This is a genomic window from Modestobacter sp. VKM Ac-2986, assembly GCF_026967795.1.
GTDB lineage: Bacteria > Actinomycetota > Actinomycetes > Mycobacteriales > Geodermatophilaceae > Modestobacter.
Map to the genome: position 1 here is coordinate 32,585 of NZ_JAPVBH010000004.1, position 19,251 is coordinate 51,835.

At 75.8% G+C, this 19,251-nt stretch carries 20 protein-coding genes; 4 read left to right on the forward strand and 16 right to left on the reverse strand.

Translation table 11 applies throughout. The features are described 5' to 3' along the window. Positions 1-59 precede the first annotated feature (59 nt). Positions 60-1,919, reverse strand: a complete 1,860-nt coding sequence (locus tag O2W14_RS11325) for a hypothetical protein (RefSeq protein WP_269176200.1) — start codon at positions 1,917-1,919, stop codon at positions 60-62. 156 nt (positions 1,920-2,075) lie between these two features. Then, on the reverse strand, positions 2,076-2,738 hold the full coding sequence (locus tag O2W14_RS11330; RefSeq protein ID WP_269176201.1) for a TrmH family RNA methyltransferase: 663 nt from the start codon (positions 2,736-2,738) through the stop codon (positions 2,076-2,078). Positions 2,739-2,779: 41 nt separating this feature from the next. Between O2W14_RS11330 and O2W14_RS11335 the strand changes: the two genes are divergently transcribed. Next, complete coding sequence (locus O2W14_RS11335) at positions 2,780-3,895, forward strand: GNAT family N-acetyltransferase (protein WP_269176202.1); 1,116 nt, start codon at positions 2,780-2,782, stop codon at positions 3,893-3,895. 143 nt (positions 3,896-4,038) lie between these two features. Here O2W14_RS11335 and O2W14_RS11340 read toward each other — a convergent pair whose 3' ends face one another. The 5 genes from O2W14_RS11340 to rpsB form a co-directional block, all read right to left on the reverse strand. After that, positions 4,039-5,271: a phosphatidate cytidylyltransferase gene (locus O2W14_RS11340; RefSeq protein ID WP_269176203.1), complete on the reverse strand. Its 1,233-nt coding sequence runs from the start codon at positions 5,269-5,271 to the stop codon at positions 4,039-4,041. A 20-nt stretch (positions 5,272-5,291) separates the two neighbouring features. After that, complete coding sequence (gene frr / locus O2W14_RS11345) at positions 5,292-5,849, reverse strand: ribosome recycling factor (RefSeq protein ID WP_269176204.1); 558 nt, start codon at positions 5,847-5,849, stop codon at positions 5,292-5,294. Between the two features lie 121 nt (positions 5,850-5,970). Then, positions 5,971-6,759 (reverse strand): UMP kinase, encoded by a 789-nt coding sequence (pyrH, locus tag O2W14_RS11350; protein WP_269176205.1) that lies wholly within the window; start codon positions 6,757-6,759, stop codon positions 5,971-5,973. Positions 6,760-6,946: 187 nt separating this feature from the next. Beyond that, a complete protein-coding gene (gene tsf / locus O2W14_RS11355; protein WP_269176206.1) occupies positions 6,947-7,762 on the reverse strand; it encodes a translation elongation factor Ts in 816 nt (271 codons plus the stop codon). A 141-nt stretch (positions 7,763-7,903) separates the two neighbouring features. After that, complete coding sequence (rpsB, locus tag O2W14_RS11360; RefSeq protein WP_269176207.1) at positions 7,904-8,845, reverse strand: 30S ribosomal protein S2; 942 nt, start codon at positions 8,843-8,845, stop codon at positions 7,904-7,906. A gap of 321 nt (positions 8,846-9,166) precedes the next feature. Between rpsB and O2W14_RS11365 the strand changes: the two genes are divergently transcribed. Both O2W14_RS11365 and O2W14_RS11370 read left to right on the forward strand, forming a co-directional pair. Next, a complete protein-coding gene (locus O2W14_RS11365; protein ID WP_269176208.1) occupies positions 9,167-9,664 on the forward strand; it encodes a M23 family metallopeptidase in 498 nt (165 codons plus the stop codon). A 48-nt stretch (positions 9,665-9,712) separates the two neighbouring features. After that, positions 9,713-10,270, forward strand: coding sequence for a DUF4262 domain-containing protein (locus tag O2W14_RS11370; protein ID WP_269176209.1), 558 nt, complete (start codon positions 9,713-9,715; stop codon positions 10,268-10,270). Between the two features lie 36 nt (positions 10,271-10,306). Here O2W14_RS11370 and whiG read toward each other — a convergent pair whose 3' ends face one another. Continuing rightward, entirely contained in the window at positions 10,307-11,104 is a 798-nt protein-coding gene (whiG, locus tag O2W14_RS11375; protein WP_269176210.1) for an RNA polymerase sigma factor WhiG, read from the reverse strand. A gap of 48 nt (positions 11,105-11,152) precedes the next feature. Then, on the reverse strand, positions 11,153-12,112 hold the full coding sequence (locus O2W14_RS11380; RefSeq protein WP_269176211.1) for a tyrosine recombinase XerC: 960 nt from the start codon (positions 12,110-12,112) through the stop codon (positions 11,153-11,155). Positions 12,113-12,356: 244 nt separating this feature from the next. Between O2W14_RS11380 and O2W14_RS11385 the strand changes: the two genes are divergently transcribed. Beyond that, positions 12,357-12,764: a RidA family protein gene (locus O2W14_RS11385; RefSeq protein ID WP_269176212.1), complete on the forward strand. Its 408-nt coding sequence runs from the start codon at positions 12,357-12,359 to the stop codon at positions 12,762-12,764. 12 nt (positions 12,765-12,776) lie between these two features. On the opposite strand, the gene dprA is transcribed toward O2W14_RS11385, so the two are convergent. The 7 genes from dprA to lepB form a co-directional block, all read right to left on the reverse strand. Further along, positions 12,777-13,979 (reverse strand): DNA-processing protein DprA, encoded by a 1,203-nt coding sequence (dprA, locus tag O2W14_RS11390; RefSeq protein WP_269176213.1) that lies wholly within the window; start codon positions 13,977-13,979, stop codon positions 12,777-12,779. Next, positions 13,976-15,496 carry a YifB family Mg chelatase-like AAA ATPase gene (locus O2W14_RS11395; RefSeq protein WP_269176214.1) on the reverse strand — a complete coding sequence of 507 codons (1,521 nt, stop codon included), beginning with the start codon at positions 15,494-15,496 and terminating at the stop codon, positions 13,976-13,978. Before O2W14_RS11395 ends, dprA begins: the two co-directional genes overlap by 4 nt. Then, on the reverse strand, positions 15,496-15,879 hold the full coding sequence (locus tag O2W14_RS11400) for a YraN family protein (protein WP_269176215.1): 384 nt from the start codon (positions 15,877-15,879) through the stop codon (positions 15,496-15,498). The genes O2W14_RS11395 and O2W14_RS11400 overlap by 1 nt, the downstream gene beginning before the upstream one ends. Positions 15,880-16,010: 131 nt before the next feature. Next, the gene (locus tag O2W14_RS11405) at positions 16,011-16,331 is read right to left on the reverse strand and encodes a DUF2469 domain-containing protein (RefSeq protein WP_163612132.1); all 321 of its coding nucleotides are present in this window, start codon (positions 16,329-16,331) and stop codon (positions 16,011-16,013) included. After that, the gene (locus O2W14_RS11410; RefSeq protein ID WP_269176216.1) at positions 16,328-17,122 is read right to left on the reverse strand and encodes a ribonuclease HII; all 795 of its coding nucleotides are present in this window, start codon (positions 17,120-17,122) and stop codon (positions 16,328-16,330) included. Before O2W14_RS11410 ends, O2W14_RS11405 begins: the two co-directional genes overlap by 4 nt. Before the next feature lie 161 nt (positions 17,123-17,283). Then, positions 17,284-17,988 (reverse strand): LuxR C-terminal-related transcriptional regulator, encoded by a 705-nt coding sequence (locus O2W14_RS11415; RefSeq protein WP_269176217.1) that lies wholly within the window; start codon positions 17,986-17,988, stop codon positions 17,284-17,286. A 100-nt stretch (positions 17,989-18,088) separates the two neighbouring features. After that, positions 18,089-19,126 (reverse strand): signal peptidase I, encoded by a 1,038-nt coding sequence (gene lepB, locus O2W14_RS11420; protein WP_269176218.1) that lies wholly within the window; start codon positions 19,124-19,126, stop codon positions 18,089-18,091. Positions 19,127-19,251: the final 125 nt, after the last annotated feature.

Genomic DNA, 19,251 nt, shown 5'->3' on the forward strand with positions numbered 1-19,251 from the left:
CGGGGAGCCGGTCCGGGCGTGAGATGCCTCCCGGCCGGCCCGACGTCGTCCGGGCCGGGTCAGCCGGGGAGTGCGGTCGGCTCCGGGACCCCGGTCGGGGCCGGGACGACGGTCGGGGCGGGGGTGCCCTCGGGGCCGGGCGGGGCGGGCTCCGGGCCCGCCGTCGGGGGCCCGGTCGGCTCCGCCGGCGGGGTCGGGTCCGTCGGGGCGGGCGTCACCGGCCCCGGCTCCTCGACCACCGGCGGGTCGACCTCGGGCGGGCAGGGGCCGGCAGGGTCGCCGGCCGCGGCGGCGGGGTCCTCGACGACGGGATCGCAGGTGCCCGGGACGCCGTCGTCGGGCGGCGGGGTGTCGCCAGGAGCGGGGATGTCACCCGGGGCCGGGGTGTCACCGGGCGCGGGGGTGTCACCTGGAGCCGGGCTGTCACCCGGAACCGGGGTGTCCCCGGGGACGGGGGTCTCGCCCGGGGACGGGGTGCCGGGAGCCGGGGAGCCGACCGGGGGCGGCGCCGGGACCGGTGCGGAGCCGTCGGCGGGCACCGGGCCGCCGTCCGGGGCGGGTCCGGTGACCGGGGTCCCGTCCGGGGCACCGGAGGGCGCGCCGGCCGACACCGGGTCGGGGTCCGGGTTGGGGACCGCCGACGGGAGGACGGGCGCCGGCACGGGTGCGACGGCGGGCGGTCGGGCCACCACCGGGCTGGCCGCCGGCAGGACCGTCGCCGCCGCCGCCGACTGGGCCGGTGGCTCCTGGGTGGCGGACGGCGCGGGGACCGGCCTGGTCGGCACCGGCCCCGGGGTGCGGGCCGGGGAGCTGGGGGCCGCCGATGCGGCGGGGCTGCGCTGCGCGGCGGCCTCGGCGGGCCGCTCACTCCCGGACTGACCGGGGACGACGAAGCCCGCGATGACCGCCGCGACGGCGAGCACCGCCAGCGGGAGGAGCACGCGGGCCCGGCGGCTGCGCGGCTCGTCGGCCGGTGCGGGAGCGTCCCCGCGGTCGGCCGTGCTGCGGGCGTCGGCCTCCGCGGCACTCCAGGCGGCCAGTTGGGCAGCGGCGAGCTCCTCCGGGTCGGTGTCGTCGGACCAGGCCTCCGCGGCGTCGTCTGCGCGGAGCGGCGGGCGCGGGTCGGAGAGCTCGTCCGGGTCGCGGCCCGCGGACCCGGAGGACGCGACGCCGGCGCCGGGCAGCAGCGCGGGGGCGACCGGGTCCACCGGACCGGACACCGCGGACCAGGTCGGCGAGACCGAGACGACGGGCAGTGGCGCGGCGGCTGACTCTTGCGGGTCGGCACTGTCGGCCGAGACCGAGGCGGCCTCGGCGACGAGCGGCGGCGCAGGCGGAGCGGCGGGCAGCGGGGCGGGTCCCCCGGCAGGCGGCTCGACCGGCGCGGCGAGCAGCGGCCAGCCGGGCTCGGGCGCACGGACCACGGGCGTGTGGACGACGGCCTCGACGGCCGGCGCCTCGGGCAGGACCACCGCGGCCGGCGGCGTCCGCACGACGGGCGGCGGGGTGGCTCGAGATGCGGTGATGGACGGCAGGGGCAGGGACGGCGCAGTCACGGATGGCGCGGTCACGGACGGCGGGGTCATGTAGGGCGGCGTCACGGCCAGGGGCGCCTCGGCCTCGCTGTCGAGCTCGGCGATGAGGGCGGCGATGGCCGCGGCCTCGACCTCCCACGCCGAGAGCAGCGCCGCCTCCGGGCGCTGCGCCGGGACGTCGGATGCAGCTGCCACGGCCTCGAGCGGTGCGACGTCCTCCGCTGCCGGGTGCGCCCACCGCGGCAGCCACGCCTCGTCCCACAGCTCCCCCGAGGCCTGCGGGGTGTGCTGGGCGTCCGGGGCCTGCGGGTCGGACGGCGGTGCGGCGTCGGCTGCGGGGAGGTCCTCGTCCGGGGCCGGGCCGACGTGCTGCGTTCCCGACACGACGGCCGCTCCTCCCCGGCCCGTCGTCCTCCCGGCCACCGGTGCGGCCAGGCCCAGGACACGGACCCGCCCGGCCATGGTGCCGGAGACGACGGCCGCCATCCGGTAGGCGCGGCGTCACTGGTCGGTCACACTCCGCTGGGGCCCGCCGGTTGATCAGCGGGGTGGCGGGCCGGCGTGCTGCCGGATCCACGCGTGCATCGCGATCCCGGCGGCGACACCTGCGTTGAGCGAGCGGGTGGAACCGAACTGGGCGATGGAGACGGTGAGCGCCGCACCGGCCCGGGCCTCGGGGGTGAGGCCCGGGCCCTCCTGGCCGAACAGCAGCAGCGCCGCCCGAGGCAGGTCGGCGGTCTCCAGCGGCACCGCCCCGGGGCCGGTGTCGACGGCGACCACGACGAGCCCCTCGGCGGCGGCGGAGTCCAGCAGCCCGCCGACGTCGGCGTGGTGCCGCAGGTGCTGGTAGCGGTCGGTGACCATCGCCCCGCGCCGGTTCCAGCGACGGCGGCCGACGACGTGCACCTCGGCGGCGAGGAAGGCGTTGGCGGTGCGCACCACCGTGCCGATGTTCAGGTCGTGCGCGAAGTTCTCGATCGCGACGTGGAACGGGTGCCGCCGGGTGTCGAGGTCGGCGACGATCGCCTCGAGGGTCCAGTAGCGGTAGCGGTCGGCCACGTTGCGCCGGTCGCCCTCGGCGAGCAGCGCGCGGTCGTAGCGCGCGTCGGTGGGCCAGGGACCGGGCCACGGGCCGACCCCGACCGAGCCGCCCCACTCGGTCGGTCCGGCTGCCTCGTCGTCCGGCGCGGTCGGGCTCGTCATCGCCGGGCATGGTGTCACGGTCGGGCGGGCAGGTCCCCGGGGTGACCGCCGGGACCGAGGGACCCCTCCTGCACCTGACCACACCGCCCGAGTGGCGGGCGGCTCTGGCGACCGGCGCGGTCACCCCGCCGTCGCTGGCCGAGGTGGGCTTCGTGCACCTGTCGTCGCCGGAGCAGGTGCACCTGCCGGCGGAACGGCTGTTCGCCGGGCGCCGGGACGTCGTCCTGCTGGTGGTCGACCCGGCGCGGCTGACCGACCCGGTGCGCCTGGAGCCGGGCGTGCCCGGTGACCCGGCGAGCATGCGCTTCCCGCACCTGTACGGCCCGCTGCCCACCTCGGCGGTGATCGCCGTGCTCCCCTGGCGGCCGGGGGAGGTCCCGGTACCGCCCGACCCCAGCGACGCGCTGGGCCGGGCCCGGGCGATGGACGTCGCCCTGCGCACCCGCCGGGCGGCCCGGGTGGTCGACGTCCACGGCGGGCACGCCGTCGCCGACCCGGCGTTCCCGCACTCCCGCGACGACAACCGGCTGCTGGTCACCGGCTCCCTGACCGCCGACGAGGTCGAGGCGCAGGCCGTGGAGTGCGCGGCCGCGCTGGGCTGGACCGCCCCGGCGGTGACGCTGCTGCACCCCGACGCGGGGCCGGTGGCCGCCGAGCTGGGCAGGCGGGGCTGGGACGTCGCGACGACGCTGTTGATGGCCCGCTGGGCGCCCTTCCCCGCCGCGGCCGACGGGCCGGCCGAGGTGGTGCCGCAGTCGGAGGTCCATGCGCTGTGGGACCGCTCGTGGCGGGCGGAACTCGGGCCGGGCACGCCGGACCTCGAGGAGGTCGTGCGGCAGCTGGTGGGCCGGGAGCACCGCAACGACCGGGTGGTGAGGGTGGTCGACGTGGCCGTCCGCGAGGGCGGTGGGGTGGTCGCCGCCGCGCAGCTGCGGGTCGACGGCGCCACGGCCTCGCTGGAGTCGGTGGGCAGCGACCCGGCGGTGCGGCGGCGCGGCCTGGGCACCGCGGTGCTGGACCTGGCGCTGGCCACCGCGGGGGCGGCCGGCTGCGACCTCGTGGTCCTGGACGCGGCGGCCGACGACTGGCCCCGCCACTGGTACGCCCGCCACGGCTTCACCGAGGCCGGCCGCACCTGGGACGCCGTCCGCCCCTGAGCCCACCCCGTCGACGGGACCGCCCTGGGTCCTGGCCCCCTCTCAGGGGCCCACCGCGAGCCTGCGAGTGGTGGGGCAGGCCCCGTCCCGAGGCTCGCGGCGAGCGTGCCAGTCGTGAGGAGGACGGGGTCCTCCCGCCTTCCTCAGACCGGGGCGACCGCGGAGAGGACGAGCCAGGCGACCGCGGCCGAGGGCAGCAGCGAGTCCATCCGGTCCATGAGGCCACCGTGGCCGGGCAGCAGGTCGCCCATGTCCTTGATGCCGAGGTCGCGCTTGATCAGCGACTCCCCCAGGTCACCGAGGGTCGCGGTGAGCGCGATGGACACCCCGAACAACGCCCCGCCCCACCAGGGCACGTGGAAGGTGAGCGTGGCGAGCGCGACGCCGATCACCACGCAGGCGGTGACCGACCCGGCCAGCCCCTCCCACGACTTCTTCGGACTGATCGACTTGGCCAGGGGGTGCCTGCCGAACAGCACCCCGGCGGCGAACCCGCCGACGTCGCTGCACACCACGGTCGCGATGAACGCCAGCACCCGGGCGACCCCGTCGTCGGGGACGAGCAGCAGGACGGCGAACCCGGCCAGCAGCGGCACGTACAGGGCGACGAACACCCCGGCGGAGGCGTCGCGCAGGTAACCCAGCGGGCCGTCGCCCAGCCGCCACAGCAGGACGGCGAAGACGGTGAGCAAGAAGGCCACGACCAGCCCGGAGGGGCCGCGGGTCCAGGCCAGCGCCACCATCGCGAGTGCACCCACGACCACCGGCGTCCGCGGCGGCTGGTGGCCACCGTTCCGCAGGGCCCCGGTGAGCTCCATGATGCTGATGACGACGGCCACGGTGAGCACCAGCAGGAAGGCCGGGCGCCAGACCAGCAGGGTGGCGATGACCGTGCCGCCCAGGGCCAGACCGACCCCGATGGCCGCGGCCATGTCGCGTCCGGCCCGCCCGGTCACCCGGGGAGCGCCGCTGGGGGTGTCGACGGGCGCCTCCCCGGTGACCTCGTGACCCGGGGCGTCGGGGACGGCGGTCAGCGGCGGCTCGCCGTCCGGGTCGTCGTCCCGGTGCCCGTCGGTGGTTCCGGCCGGCCGCACGGCAGGGGCGTCGTCCTCGGCGTCCAGGCGGAGCCCGACCGTGTTGGGGCCGGTGACCTGCCCCGGTCGCGCGACCGGCCGCGGCGGGAGCGGGGGCAGCGGCGGCCTCGGGGGCTGACCGGTCCGCACCGTCGGCCCGGCGGCGTCACCGAGCAGCGGGAGCGGACCGATGCCGGTGGTCGCCGGGCCGCCGGCCAGACCCGCCCGCCGACGGGCAGGCTCCCGCTCCGGGCCCGGGGGCTCGGCGGGCTGCTGCTCGCGGCGGTGCGGCTGCGCGGTCATGCGAGGACTCCTGGACCCGGTCAGACGTCGAGGAGCTCGGTCTCCTTGTTCTTCATCGCCTCGTCGATGCTGGCGACGTGGGCGGCGGTGAGGTCGTCGAGCTCCTTCTCCGCGCGGCGCACGTCGTCCTCGCCGGCCTCGCCGTCCTTGGCGATGCGGTCGAGCTCCTCCTTGGCGCGACGTCGCACGTTGCGGATGGCGATCTTGGCGTCCTCGCCCTTGGCCCGGGCCTGCTTCACCAGGTCACGGCGGCGCTCCTCGGTCAGCTGCGGGAAGTTGACCCGGATCAGCTGGCCGTCGTTGCTGGGGTTGACGCCCAGGTCGGAGTTGCGGATCGACTTCTCGATCGCGTTGAGCTGGGAGGCGTCGTAGGGCTTGATGACCGCCATCCGCGCCTCGGGCACGGTGATCGAGGCCATCTGGGGCACCGGGGTCATGGCGCCGTAGTACTCCACGACGATCTTGTTGAACATCGACGGGGCGGCGCGCCCGGTGCGGACGGAGCCGAGGTCCTCGCGGGCGACCGACAGGGCCTTGTCCATCCGCTCCTCGGCATCGAGCAGGGTGTCGTCGATCACGGGGTTCTCTCCTCCTGCGGCCGTAGCCGCCGTGCTGGCCGTGGGATGTGCTTCGTCCGGGTGTGCAGTGTCCGAGCGGGACGGCGTCCGGCGTGCACCGCCCCGCTCGTGCAGCGACCGGTCAGGACTGGTCGCTGATCAGCGTCCCGATCCTCTCACCTGCCGAGGCACGCGCGATGTTGCCGTCCTCCAGCAGGTTGAACACGACGATCGGCATCTTGTTGTCCATGGACAGGCTGATGGCGGTGGCGTCGGCGACCTTCAGCTGCTTGGCCAGCACCGTGGCGTAGTCCAGGTCCTCGTACATGGTGGCCGCCGGGTTGGTGCGCGGGTCGTCGTCGTAGACGCCGTCGACGCCGTTCTTGGCCATCAGCAGCACCTGGCAGCCGATCTCCAGGGCGCGCTGAGCGGCCACGGTGTCGGTGGAGAAGTAGGGCATGCCGGCGCCGGCACCGAAGATGACCAGTCGGCCCTTCTCCATGTGCCGCACGGCCTTGCGCGGGATGTAGGGCTCGGCGACCTGGCCCATGGTGATCGCGGTCTGCACCCGGGTCTCCAGACCCACCTGCTCGCAGAAGCCCTGCAGGGCCAGGGCGTTCATGACCGTGCCGAGCATGCCCATGTAGTCGGCGTGCCGGCGGTCGATGCCGGTGTTCTGCAGCTCCGCGCCGCGGAAGAAGTTGCCACCGCCGACGACGACGGCCACCTGGGTGCCGCTGTGCACGACCTCGGCGAGCTGCTCGGCGATGTTGCGCACGATGCCGCCGTCGACGCCGACGCTGCCGCCGCCGAAGGCCTCACCCGAGAGCTTGAGGAGCACGCGCCGGTAGCCGCGCCCGTCGGTGGGGGCGGAGGAGGCGGGCGCGAAGAGCAGCCCTTCGGGGTTGCCGGCAGGTCGCGAGTCGGTCACGTGGGTCCTTGTCGTCGTTCGGTGGGGGTGTCGGTCGATCGTGCCGCATGAGCGCGCCGGCTGTCCCGGGCACTCACCTGGACAGGCCACCGGCCCCGCCCCTGGGGAGGGACGGGGCCGGTGCGGCCCCTTCGAGGGCCCTGCGCCGCGCGGAGCGTGGCGTGGGGCCCTCGAAGAAGTCCTTACGTCAGGCCTGGCCGACCTCGAACCGGACGAACCGGTCGACGGTCAGGCCGGCGTCGGCGACGACCTGCTGCACGGTGCGCTTCGGCTCGGTGATCGAAGGCTGCTCGAGGAGGACGAAGTCCTTGTAGTAGGCGTTGACCCGGCCCTCGACGATGCGGGCGATCGCCTGCTCGGGCTTGCCCTCCTCCTTCGCCGTCTGCTCGGCGACGCGGCGCTCGGTCTCGACGGCGTCGGCCGGGACCTCCTCGCGGTTGAGGTAACGCGGCCGGGCGGCGGCGATGTGCATCGCCAGCGAGCGGGCGGCGTCCTCGGAGCCACCGGAGTACTGCACCGCGACACCGATGGCCGGGGGCAGGTCGGTGGCGCGCTTGTGCAGGTAGACGGCGGTGGTGCCGTCGAACAGGGCGACCTTGGACAGCACGAGCTTCTCGCCGATGCGGGCCGACTCGCCCTCGACGAGCTTCTCGACGGTCTGGCCGTCCACCTCGGTGGCCAGCAGGGCCGCGGCGTCGGCCGGCTTGGTCTCCAGCGCGATGCCCAGCAGCCGCTCGGCCAGGGCAACGAAGTCGGCGTTCTTGGCGACGAAGTCGGTCTCGCAGTCGAGCTCGAGCAGCGCGCCGTCGCGGCTGACGACGACGCCGTTGGTGGTCGAGCGCTCCAGGCGCTTGCCGACGTCCTTGGCGCCCTTGACGCGGAGGAACTCGATGGCCTTGTCGTAGTCGCCATCGGCCTCGGTCAGGGCCTTCTTGGAGTCCATCATGCCGGCGCCGGTGGCGTCACGGAGACGCTTCACGTCGGCTGCGGTGAAGGCAGGCATGTCACTTCCTCTGATCTCGTGGTGGAGTGCGGGGCTCGGCGCCCCTGGGAGGTGCTGGCTCGGCGGTGCGGCGCCCGGCCGGGCCGGGCATGCAGCGGCGCCGCCCCTCACCGCCGGAGCGGGAGGAGCGGCGCCGATGGGTCAGCCGTTCTGGGCGCCCTGGGTCCCGGTCTCGGTGCTGCCGGTGGCCGGCACACCCTCGACCGGGGCGACCTCGCTGGCCGTGACGGTGGCCGGCTCGGCCGGGGTCTCGGGCAGCGGGGTGGCGGTGGCGTCGGCGGCCGGGGCAGCCGCGGCGTCGCCACCGGTCAGCAGCTCACGCTCCCAGTCGGCCAGCGGCTCGGCGGCCGGGACGACGGCGGCGTCCTCGCCACGACCGGCGTTGGCCTGCGCGGCCGAGCGGGCCTGCAGGCCCTCGGCGACCGCGTCGGCGATCACGCGGGTCAGCAGCGCGGTGCTGCGGATGGCGTCGTCGTTGCCCGGGATCTTGTAGTCGACCTCGTCGGGGTCGCAGTTGGTGTCCAGGATCGCGACGACGGGGATGTTGAGCTTGCGCGCCTCGCCGACGGCGATGTGCTCCTTCTTGGTGTCCACGATCCAGACGGCGCTGGGCACCTTCTTCATGTCGCGGATGCCACCGAGGGAGCGCTCGAGCTTGATCCGCTCACGGGAGAGGACCAGCTGCTCCTTCTTCGACAGGCTGACCAGCGCGCCGGTCTGCTCGAGCTCCTCGAGCTCCTTCATGCGCTCCAGCCGCTTGTAGACGGTCTGGAAGTTGGTGAGCATGCCGCCCAACCAGCGCTGGTTCACGTAGGGCATGCCGACGCGGGTCGCCTGCTCGGCGATGACCTCCTGCGCCTGACGCTTGGTCCCGATGAACATGATCGAACCGCCGTGGGCGACGGTCTGCTTCACGAACTCGTAGGCCTGGTCGATGTAGCCCAGCGTCTGCTGGATGTCGATGATGTAGATGCCGTTGCGCTCGGTGAAGATGAAGCGCTTCATCTTCGGGTTCCAGCGACGGGTCTGGTGCCCGAAGTGGACCCCGCTGTCGAGCAGGTTCTTCATGCTGACGACTGCCACGTGGCGCCGCCTTCCTTCTCGTGCGCGGCCGACCGGGGCCGGTCCGCGCTGCTCGGTTGTCGCGGGCACCGTGGTGGTGCGCCGCCCTGGTGCCCGCACCGCGCCACCGAACCCGTTCCGGGAACGGGACCGAGGTGGCGACCGGCCCGCTGGAGCAGCGGGAGGCGGACACGCGAAGTCGATCCGCCGGGGGCGGACCGCACCGGTGAGCATACGCCGTGCTCAGCGGTCCCCCGACCGGGTCGTCCCCAGCCCGCCCGCTCGTCCACACCCCGGCCCCGGACCCGCTCCGGCCGGTCCCCTGCGGCGAGGCTGACCGACGTGCCGCCCGCCCGTGTCCTGGTGCTCGTCGCCGCGCTCCTCGTGCTGCTCGGTGGGGTGTCGCCCGCCTCCGCCGCACCCGTCCCCGCGCTGTGGGGCTGGCCGGTCACCGGTAACCCGCCGGTGACCCGGCCGTTCGTCCCGCCGCCGTCCCCGTACGCCGCCGGGCACCGGGGCGTGGACCTCGCCACCGTCCCCGGGCAGCCCGTCCTCGCCGCCGGTGCCGGCGTGGTCGCGTTCGCCGGCACGGTGGCCGGACGCCCGGTGGTCAGCGTCGACCACCCCGGCGGGCTGCGGACGACGTACGAGCCGGTGACCCCCTCGGTCGCCGCCGGCCAGGCCGTCGCGCTCGGGACACCGCTGGGCGAGCTGACCGCCGGACACGCCGGCTGCCCGGCCGGGGCCTGCCTGCACTGGGGGCTGCGCCGGGGCGGGACCTACCTGGACCCGCTGTCGCTGCTCCGCCCGCCGCGCGTCCGGCTGCTGCCGTGGGACTGATCCGCCGGGACCGGCGACGGCGACCCGGTGCCCCGTTACGGTCCAGGGGTGCGATTCCGACGCAAGCCCAAGCCGGACCCCGCGGCCAGCGCCCTCGCGGACGATGCCGGGACCGACGAGGCGCAGGACCAGGTGGCCGAGCAGGTGCGGCGTGACCTGCAGCGGGTCATCGACCGGTTCGGCTGGGCGGTGCTGCACGGTGGGGGCAACCCCGGCGACCCGCGGTACTCCACCACCGTGGGCCTGACCGCGTTCGGCCACCCCGAGGTGATCGTGCTCGGCCTGCCGTTCGAGGCCGGCGAGAAGTACCTCAACCTGGTGGGCGAGGCCGTGCGGGGCGGTGCCCGGTTCACCCCCGGCGTCACGACCACCGCCCTGACCGACGAGACGTCCCCCGTGGTGTTCCTGCAGGTGGACGACGACCCGCGGACCTCGGTGGCCGAGCAGTTCCACGGCTCGATCGAGGTGCTGCAGCTGGTCTGGCCGGACTCCACCGGCAAGCTGCCGTGGGAGGAGGGCCACCGCAACCCACCGGGGTCCCAGCCGCTGCTCGGTGCGCTGCCCACCGGCCTGCCCGGCGCCGGCGACCCGCCGTCCGCGGACTGACCGCCCGCGGACGGGACCGGGGCGGGCGGCGCCGGGTCAGGCGATGTCGGCGAGCTTGGTGCGCAGGTGCAGGACGGCCTTGGTGTGCAGCTGGCAGATCCGGCTCTCGGTCACCCCGAGGACCCGGCCGATGTCGGCCAGCGTGAGCCCCTCGAAGTAGTAGAGGCTGACGACGACCTTCTCCCGCTCGGGGAGCTGCTCCACGGCGCGGGCCAGCAGCTGCCGGGCCTCCCCGTGCTCGGCCATCGCCTGCGGGTCCAGCGCGCTGGTGTCCTTGAGCGTGTCGACCAGCCGCGGGGCCGAGCCGTCGTCGTCCACGAGCAGCTCGTCGAGGGCCACGACGTTGACCAGGGAGAGCTGGCCGAGGAACTTGCGGACGTCCTCGACGTCCATCTCCATCTCCTCGGCGATCTCCTCCTCGGTGGGGTTCCGCTGGAACTTCGCCTCCAGCGCCGCCACCGTCCGCTCGAACTGGCGGGCCTTCATCCGCACCGAGCGCGGGATCCAGTCCGTCGACCGGAGCTCGTCGATGATCGCGCCGCGGATGCGCGCCATCGCGTAGCTCTCGAACTTGATCTCCCGGGAGGGCTCGAACCGGGTGATGGCGTCGATGAGCCCGAAGGTGCCGTAGGAGACCAGGTCGGCTTGCTCCACGTGCGCGGGCAGACCGCTGCCGACCCGGCCGGCGACGTACTTCACCAGCGGGGCGTAGTGCAGGATCAGCCGGTCCCGCAGCCCGGTCTCCCGGTCGACGACGTAGCGCGCCCAGAGCTCCGCGATGCCGGCGTCGGGGTCCTCGCTCCGCTCGACCTGCTGCACCGTTGCCTCAGACACCCGTACTCCCCCGCTCGACCGTTGCTGCTGTGTGCACCGCTGTGTTCCTCACGCTCGGGGATGGGCGCGGGCGTGGACCGCCCGGAGCCGCTCGACCGTCACGTGCGTGTAGACCTGCGTGGTCGCGAGGCTAGCGTGGCCCAGCAGTTCCTGGACGCTGCGGAGGTCGGCGCCGCCCTCCAGGACGTGCGTGGCCGCCGAGTGCCGGAGCCCGTGCGGACCGACGTCCGGCGTGCCCGGGGCCGCTGCGATGGCGGCGTGCACCAGCCGGCGCGCCTCACGCGGGTCCAGCCGGCCACCGCGCACACCCAGCAGCAGCGCCGGTCCGCTGACCGCGGTGGCCAGCGCCGGGCGCCCGCGGGTCAGCCACGCCTCCAGGGCCTCGGCGGCCGGGACGCCGAAGGGCACGCTGCGCTCCTTGCGGCCCTTGCCCAGCACGCGCAGCAGCCGGCGCCCCCGGTCGACGTCGTCGACGTCCAGGCCCACGAGCTCCCCGACCCGGATGCCGCTGGCGTAGAGCAGCTCGACCACCAGCACGTTGCGCAGCCGCAGCGCCGTGTCGGCGGCGTCCTCGTCCTCGGCCGGGGGGCGGGCGGCCTCCTCCAGCACCGCCCGCGCCTGGTCGGCGGCGAGCACCCCGGGCAGCGTGCGATGGGCCTTGGGGCTCGACAGCCGCAGGCCGACGTCCTCGGCGGTCTGCCCGCTGCGCCGCAGGTGGGCGGTGAACGAGCGGGCCGAGGCGGCGCGGCGTGCGGTGGTGGAACGGCTGTCCCCGCGCGTGCGCCCGAGCGCCAGCCAGCTGCGCAGGGCCGCCAGGTCGAGGTCGGCGACCGTCGCCCCACCGCGCCGGACCAGGTGGTCCAGCAGCGAGACGACGTCACCGACGTAACCCCGCACGGTGTGCTGGGAGAGGTCGCGCTGCAGGCTCAGGTGCTCCTGCCAGCCGTCCAGCGACTCCGCCAGCGCGGGCGGCAGTGCTGCCCGCAGCTGCGCGGATCCGGTGGCCATGGTGGGAGCGTCCGTCGGTGGGCACGGCGGGTCAACGTGGCGCGCCGGTGGACCGGTCGTGCGCCACCGATCACAGGACGCCGGGGTGACCCGCCGTCCGGGCGGTCCACTCGACCCGACCGGGCACCAGCAGTGCCCGGCCGACGGGGTCGTACCGCGCGCGCAGGGGCTGGCGGGCGGGGGCACCCGTGCGCTGCACTGGCCGCAGCGCCGGTCGTCGGCCGGCCCGTGCCGAGGAGACGTCATGCCCGTCGAGCTGGTCAACCCCGCCGGACTGCCGGTGCCGGAGTTCTACGCCCAGGTGTCCGTGGCCACCGGGACCCGGACCGTCCACCTGTCCGGGCAGGTGGCCCGGGACGCCGCCGGGCAGCCGGTCGGCGCCGGCGACCTGGCCGCGCAGGTGGAGCAGGCGTACCTCAACGTCGCGACCGCCCTCGCGGCCGTCGGCGGCAGCTTCGACGACGTCGCGAAGCTGACGCTCTACGTCGTGGACTGGACGCCGGACAAGCTGGCTGCCCTCGGCGAGGGGGTCGGCCGGGCTGCGGCCCGGCTGGGGGTCGACCCCACCAAGCCGGTGACCCTGATCAGCGTGGCCGGTCTCGGCGAGCCCGACCTGCTGGTGGAGGTGGACGCGACCGCCGTGCTGCCCTGAGGCCCGGGGAGGTCACTGCCGCCGGGACGGAGGGGTGACCCGCCATCCCGTGCCGGTCCACTCGACCAGGCCGTGCAGCTCCAGCGCCGGCAGGACCCGCAGGACGTCGAGCACCTCGCACCCGGCGACCGTCGCCAGCCGCTCCGGGGACACCCCCGCCCGCACCGGGCAGGCGTCCAGCACCCGGCGGGCGACGTCGGACAGCGAGTCACGCGCGGACGCCGGCCGCTCCGCCGGTGCCGCGAGGTCCTCCCCTACCCGGCCCACCGTCTCCACGACGTCGGCGGCCGTGGTGACCAGCGTGGCGCCCCGCTCGGTGTCCCGCAGCAGCTCGTGGCACCCGACGCTCCTCGCACTGGTCACCGGCCCGGGCACGGCCATCACCGACCTGCCCAGGTCCCGCGCCCGGTGGGCGGTGGCCTGCGCGCCGGAGCGCGCGGCCGCCTCGACCACCACGGTGCCCCGGGTGAGCGCGGCGATGAGCCGGTTGCGGACCAGGAAGCGGTGGCGCAGCGGCGCGCAGCCCGGTGGCCACTCGCTGACCAGCGCCCCGTCCTCCAGCACCCGGGCGAACAACGCCGAGTGCCCGCTGGGGTAGGCCCGGTCGACTCCACAGGCCAGGACGACGACGGTCGGCGCCCCCGCGGCCAGCGAGCCCCGGTGCGCGGCCGCGTCGATGCCGAACGCCCCGCCGGAGACCGTGGTCCACCCCCGCTCGCCCAGCCCGTGGGCCAGCTCGCCGGCGACGTGCTCGCCGTAGGCGGTCGAGGCCCGCGAGCCCACCAGCGCCACCGAACGGTCTACCAGGTCGTCCAGCGGACGGTCGCCCCGCACCCACAGCGCCAGTGGCGGCACCAGCGACGTGGTGCGGTCCCGCGGCCGGCTCCCGTCGTCGGTCTGCTGCCGGAGCGCGGCCAGCGTGAGGCAGTGCAGGGCCGCGGCCGGCCACTCATCGTCCTCGGGGACGACCAACCGGCCACCGCTGCGCTGCACGCGGGCGAGGTCGTCCAGGCTCACGTCCTCCTGGGCGCGGGCACCGACCAGCGCCTGGACCGCGGCCGGCGCACGCCCGGCGCGCAGGGCCTCCGCCGCGACGACCGGCCCGGCCTCGGTGACGAACTGCCACATGGCGACCGAGCCCGGCTCGACCGCACGGGACAGCCAGGCCCGCGCCAGCCGGACGTCGGCCGTGGCCCCTCCCCCGTCGGCGGTCATGCCGCCACCCGCTGCAGCCGCATGCCCAGGGCCTCGGCGACCTGGTCGGGGCCCGGGACGACCAGCCCGGCCAGGTCGGCGAGGGTCCAGGCGACCCGGAGCACGCGGTCGAAGCCGCGCACCGACAGCGAGCCCCGCTCCAGTGCCCGCTCGGCCAGTGCCAGCGAGCCACGGGCGGGTTCCCACCGCTCACGGAGCAGCCGGCCCGGCACCTCGCTGTTCAGCGACAGCCCGGTGCCGGCCATCCGCTCAGCGGCGGCCGCCCGGGCGCGGAGCACCCGCTCGGCCACCGCTGCGGTGCTCTCGGGGCTGCCTGTCCCGTCCAGCCAGGCGGCGCGGGTCACCGGCGGGAGGGTCACCCGCAGGTCGATCCGGTCCAGCAGCGGCCCGGACAACCGGGACTGGTAGCGCCGCCGCTCCAGCGGGCTGCAGGTGCACGCGGTGTCCCCGGCCGCGCTCGCACACGGGCAGGGGTTGGCCGCGAGCACCAGCTGCGTGCGACAGGGGAAGGTGGCCGAGCCGTTGGCCCGGTGGATGGTCACCTGCCCGCGCTCCAGCGGCTGCCGCATCGTGTCCAGCACCGTGCGCGCGAACTCGGGTGCCTCGTCCATGAACAGCACGCCCAGGTGGGCGCGGGACAGCGCACCGGGCCGGATCTGCCCGGAACCACCCCCGACCAGCGCGGCCATCGTCGCCGAGTGGTGCGGTGCCTCGAACGGCGGTCGGGTCACCAGCGGCGCTCCCGGGGGCAGCGTGCCGGCGATCGAGGCGATGGCGGTCACCTCCAGCGCCGCGCGCTCGTCCAGCGGCGGCAGCAGACCGGGCAGCCGCTCGGCCAGCATCGTCTTGCCCGCGCCGGGTGGACCGGAGAGCAGGAGGTGGTGCCCGCCGGCCGCGGCGATCTCCACCGCCCGCCGGCCGGCAGCCTGACCGACCACGTCGGCGAGGTCGGGGCCCGGCGGCGCGGGGTCGGTCGCGCCCCGCTCGTGCGGGCTCAGCGGCGTGCGGCCGGCCAGGTGGGCGACGACCTCACCCAGGCTGCCGGCGGCGAGCACGTCGACGCCCTGGACCAGGGCGGCCTCGTCGGCGTTGTCCAGCGGGACCACCACCTGGCGGTGCCCGGCCGCCGCGGCGGCGAGCACAGCCGGCAGCACCCCCCGGACGGCGCGCAGCGACCCGTCCAGGCCGAGTTCGCCCAGGAGCACGAGGTCCCCGACGCGCGCCGCGGGCAGCACGCGCGCCGCGGCGAGCACGGCGACGGCCAGAGCCAGGTCGAAGCCACTGCCCTGCTTGGGCATCGCCGCCGGGGAGAGCCCGATGGTCACCCGGCGCAGCGGGAACTCGTGGCCGCTGTTGACCACGGCGGCACGCACCCGGTCCACCGACTGGCGCACCACGGCGTCGGGCAACCCCACCAGGACCACGGTGGGCACCCCGGCGGCCAGGTCGACCTCCACCTCGACCACGGCCCCCTGCACACCGACCAGGCCCACCGACCACGTCCGCGCGAGGCTCATCAGAACGCGTTCCGCAGGTGCGTCACCCGCGGCAGGCCGGTGGCGGGCACGAGCACCCCGACCACGTCGAAGCGCAGGTCGGGGGCGTGGTGGTCGTGGGCGGCCAGCCAGGCGCTGGCCAGCACCCGCAGCCGGCGGCGTTTCGCGCGGGTGACGGCCTCGGCCGGGGAGCCGAACCCGCCGCCGCGCCTGGTCTTGACCTCGCAGAAGACCAGCGCGTCGCCGTCCCGGGCGACCAGGTCCAGCTCACCGTCGCGGCAGCGCCAGTTCCGGTCGAGGACCGTCAGCCCGGCGTCGGTGAGCACGCGGACGGCCACCCGCTCGCCGTAGGCACCGAGCGCGGCGCGGGAGCCGGGCGGTGAGGGGTTCTGGGGAGTGGGCACCCCAGGACGGTCGCCGGTCCGCCGGGGGTCCCGCCAGGGCCCGGCCCGAGCTGTGGACGGCGACCGCCGTTGTGGACGGCGACCGGCCGGTGCCGGTCAGGACCGGGCAGCCTGCCCCGGTGGAGCAGACGTCAGGGCAGGCGCGGGTTGTCGGGCAGCTCGAGGTCGGGCTTGTCCAGCTCCTCGACGTTGACGTCCTTGAACGTCACGACCCGCACGTTCTTCACGAACCGGGCGGGGCGGTACATGTCCCACACCCAGGCGTCGGAGAGCTTCAGCTCGAAGAACACCTCTCCCCCGGCGTCGCGGACCTGGAGGTCGACGCTGTTGGCCAGGTAGAAGCGCCGCTCGGTCTCCACGACGTAGGAGAACTGGCGGACGATGTCCTTGTACTCGCGATAGAGCTGCAGCTCCATCTCGGTCTCGTACTTCTCGAGGTCCTCGGTGCTCATCGCGCGTGCTCCATCGGTGCCGGGGACGTCAGTGCCGCGACCGGGGACCCGGGCGGCACGCCCCCATCATCGTGCATGGCGGCCGGTGCCGACACCGCCCCCGTGCGTGCCGCGTGCGCGTCCCGGGCCCGGGCCACGTTGACGTACCGCATCCGGTGCTCCACACAGGGGCCGTGGCGGTCGAGGGCAGCGCTGTGCACGTCGGTGATGTAGCCCTTGTGCTCGGCGAAGCCGTACTCGGGGAAGCGGCTGTCGAGGTCGACCATCACCCGGTCCCGGGTCACCTTGGCCAGCACGGAGGCCGCGGCCACGCAGGCGGCGACCCGGTCGCCCTTCCAGACCGCCAGCGAGGGCTGGGACAGACCGCTGACCGGGAAGCCGTCGCTGAGCACGTAGTCGGGGCCGGGCTCCAGCGCACGGACGGCGCGGCGCAGCGCCTCGATGTTCGTCACGTGCATCCCCCGGGCGTCCAGCTCCCCCACCGGGATCGACACCACCGACCACGCGAGCGCCCGGTCGACCACCTCGGCGTAGACCTCCTCGCGGGTGACGGGGTTGAGCAGCTTGGAGTCCGCCAGCCCGGGCACCTTGCCGCGCCGCCCGGCGGGCAGCACGCACGCGGCCGCGACCAGCGGCCCGGCGCACGCGCCCCGACCGGCCTCGTCGCTCCCGGCGATGGCGGCGAAGCCACGCCGGCGCAGCGAGCGTTCCATCGCCCAGAGGTCGTCACGGGTGCCGTCCGCGACGGTCCTGCGCGGACGGGCTGCGGCGGGGAGAGGTCGAGCGGCCATCGCCTGCCGACAGTACGTCGGCGCACCCGGCCCGTCAGTGTCCGGTCGGACACCCGGAGCGGGACGATGGACACCGGCCGGCTCGGCGCCGACCGGGAGACGGTGACGGGGGTCCCCGCCGACCGGGGCGCGCCCGGGAAACCCGGGCCCGCGGCAACGGCTCAGCCGCCCGCGGGGTCCAGGGAGTGGGCGCCGCAGGTGCAGCCCGGGGCGCGGGCGGACAGGACCAGGGAGACCGCGTGCGCCCGGTCGCGGGCACCGAGCTTGCGCAGGATGGCCTTGACGTGGGACTTCACGGTGTCCTCGGAGATGAACAGGTTCTTGCCGATCACCCGGTTGGTCTGCCCCTGGACGAGCTCGTCGAGGACGTCGGACTCACGGCGGGTCAGCGGCGCCTCGAGGACGAGCTCGCGGGACACCGGCCCGGCATCTGCCTCCCCACGGCGGATCTGCGGGTCGACGACGGTGCGCCCGGCGCGGGCGGCCAGCACGGCCCAGCCCAGCATCGTCGGGGAGGTGTTCATCAGCAGGTAGCCGCGGACGCCGGCGGCCAGCGCCTCGTTGACCACCCCGGGCTCGTCGGAGGTGGCCAGCGCCACCACCGCCACCTGCGGGTGGCGACGCCGGAGGTCACGGACGGCGCTGAGCGTGGCCGCCCGCCCGGCGCCCAGTTCGATCACGACGGCGTCCGGCCGGGCCGCGTCGGCCAGCGGGACCGCGCGGCGCAGCTCTCCCGGCGCGCCCACGACCTGCAGGCCGGCGGTCTCGTCGACCATGCCGGTGAGGCCACGGCGCAGGACCGGCGCGTCGGCGAGCAGCAGCACGCGGGTCACGCCGCGGGGCGCGCTCGGCACAGGGGTGGACACAGCTGGCTCTCCGCTCGGGGTCGGGACACTCACCCCGTGCATCGGACGGCCGTGCGCCGTCCTTGAGCGACTGCCCCGTGGACCGCCCCGTACGTGTGGGTCAGCGGGGGTCGGTGTCCCGGCCGGGCCGGGTCTGGGCCGGCCGGCGGACGCGCCGCCACCCGGTGCGCGGCGGACGCCGGGAGGGCCCGGTCAGCATCGCGCGCCGGGACCGCAGCCGACGGCGCGCGGCCGTGAGGGGCACCGCCCCGGCCAGCCCGAGCACGTAGGGCACGGCGAGCGCTGCCGCGCCCTGCACCGGCTGCTGGACGTCGTGCACGCCCGGGACGGCCTGCCCCTGGGCCTGCTGCGGCTGGATCTCGGGGGCGTGCAGCACCCCGAACCGGTCCAGCGGCCAGACGATCAGCGCGGCCTTGCCGATGACGTCGTCCACGCCGATCGTGCCGGCGTACTGGTCGCTCATGTGGGCCTTGGAGTCAGCGGACGCCGACCGGTGGTCGCCCATGACCCAGAGGCGGCCCTCGGGGACGACGACCGGGCTGAACTCCCGCCCGCTCTGCCCGCCGGTGCCCAGCGGGGAGTCCTGGTAGATGTAGGGCTCGTCCAGCGGCTGGCCGTCGACCAGCACCCGGCCCTGCGGGTCGCAGCACTCGACGGTCTGCCCGGCGGTGGCGATGACGCGCTTGACGTAGTCGTCCTCGCTCGGCGGCGCGACGCCGATCGCCCGGCCCAGGGTCAGCAGCGCACCGGAGACCCAGTTGGCCGGCTCGGCGACGGTGATCTCCGGGGACCAGGTGTCGGGACCGCGGAAGACCACGATGTCGCCGGGTTCGGGCTCGCCGAACCAGTAGGGCACCTTGTTGACCAGCACCCGGTCACCGGTACAGCCGGTGCAGCCGTGCAGCGTCTGCTCCATCGACCCCGAGGGGATGAAGAACGCCTGCACCAGGAAGGTCTTGACCACCAGCGCCAGGACGAAGGCGATGACCAGCAGCACGGGGAGCTCGCGCAGCAGCGAGCCCTTCTTCACCGCCGCGTGCCCACCGCGGCCGCTCGCGCGCGCCGCCGGACCCGTGGCGGGGTCGGTGGGCTCGCCGGGACGGGGGTCGGCCGGCTCGTCAGGCCCGTGCGTGCTCATCACCGCCCAGCGTACGGTCCGCCGACCCGGGCCACCGGCGACCCGCCCACCCGGTCGGCCCCCCGCCGGGCCCCGGACGCACGACCGGCCCGGCTGCGGAGCGCAGCCGGGCCGGTCGGGACGTG

Bases quoted from the DNA above. Each gene is read 5' to 3' on its own strand.
- O2W14_RS11330 (WP_269176201.1), bottom strand. From the start codon at position 2,738: ATGACGAGCCCGACCGCGCCGGACGACGAGGCAGCCGGACCGACCGAG.
- O2W14_RS11340 (WP_269176203.1), bottom strand. From the start codon at position 5,271: ATGACCGCGCAGCCGCACCGCCGCGAGCAGCAGCCCGCCGAGCCCCCG.
- tsf (WP_269176206.1), bottom strand. From the start codon at position 7,762: ATGCCTGCCTTCACCGCAGCCGACGTGAAGCGTCTCCGTGACGCCACC.
- O2W14_RS11380 (WP_269176211.1), bottom strand. From the start codon at position 12,112: ATGGCCACCGGATCCGCGCAGCTGCGGGCAGCACTGCCGCCCGCGCTG.
- O2W14_RS11385 (WP_269176212.1), top strand. From the start codon at position 12,357: ATGCCCGTCGAGCTGGTCAACCCCGCCGGACTGCCGGTGCCGGAGTTC.
- dprA (WP_269176213.1), bottom strand. From the start codon at position 13,979: ATGACCGCCGACGGGGGAGGGGCCACGGCCGACGTCCGGCTGGCGCGG.
- O2W14_RS11395 (WP_269176214.1), bottom strand. From the start codon at position 15,496: ATGAGCCTCGCGCGGACGTGGTCGGTGGGCCTGGTCGGTGTGCAGGGG.
- O2W14_RS11405 (WP_163612132.1), bottom strand. From the start codon at position 16,331: ATGAGCACCGAGGACCTCGAGAAGTACGAGACCGAGATGGAGCTGCAG.
- O2W14_RS11410 (WP_269176216.1), bottom strand. From the start codon at position 17,122: ATGGCCGCTCGACCTCTCCCCGCCGCAGCCCGTCCGCGCAGGACCGTC.
- lepB (WP_269176218.1), bottom strand. From the start codon at position 19,126: ATGAGCACGCACGGGCCTGACGAGCCGGCCGACCCCCGTCCCGGCGAG.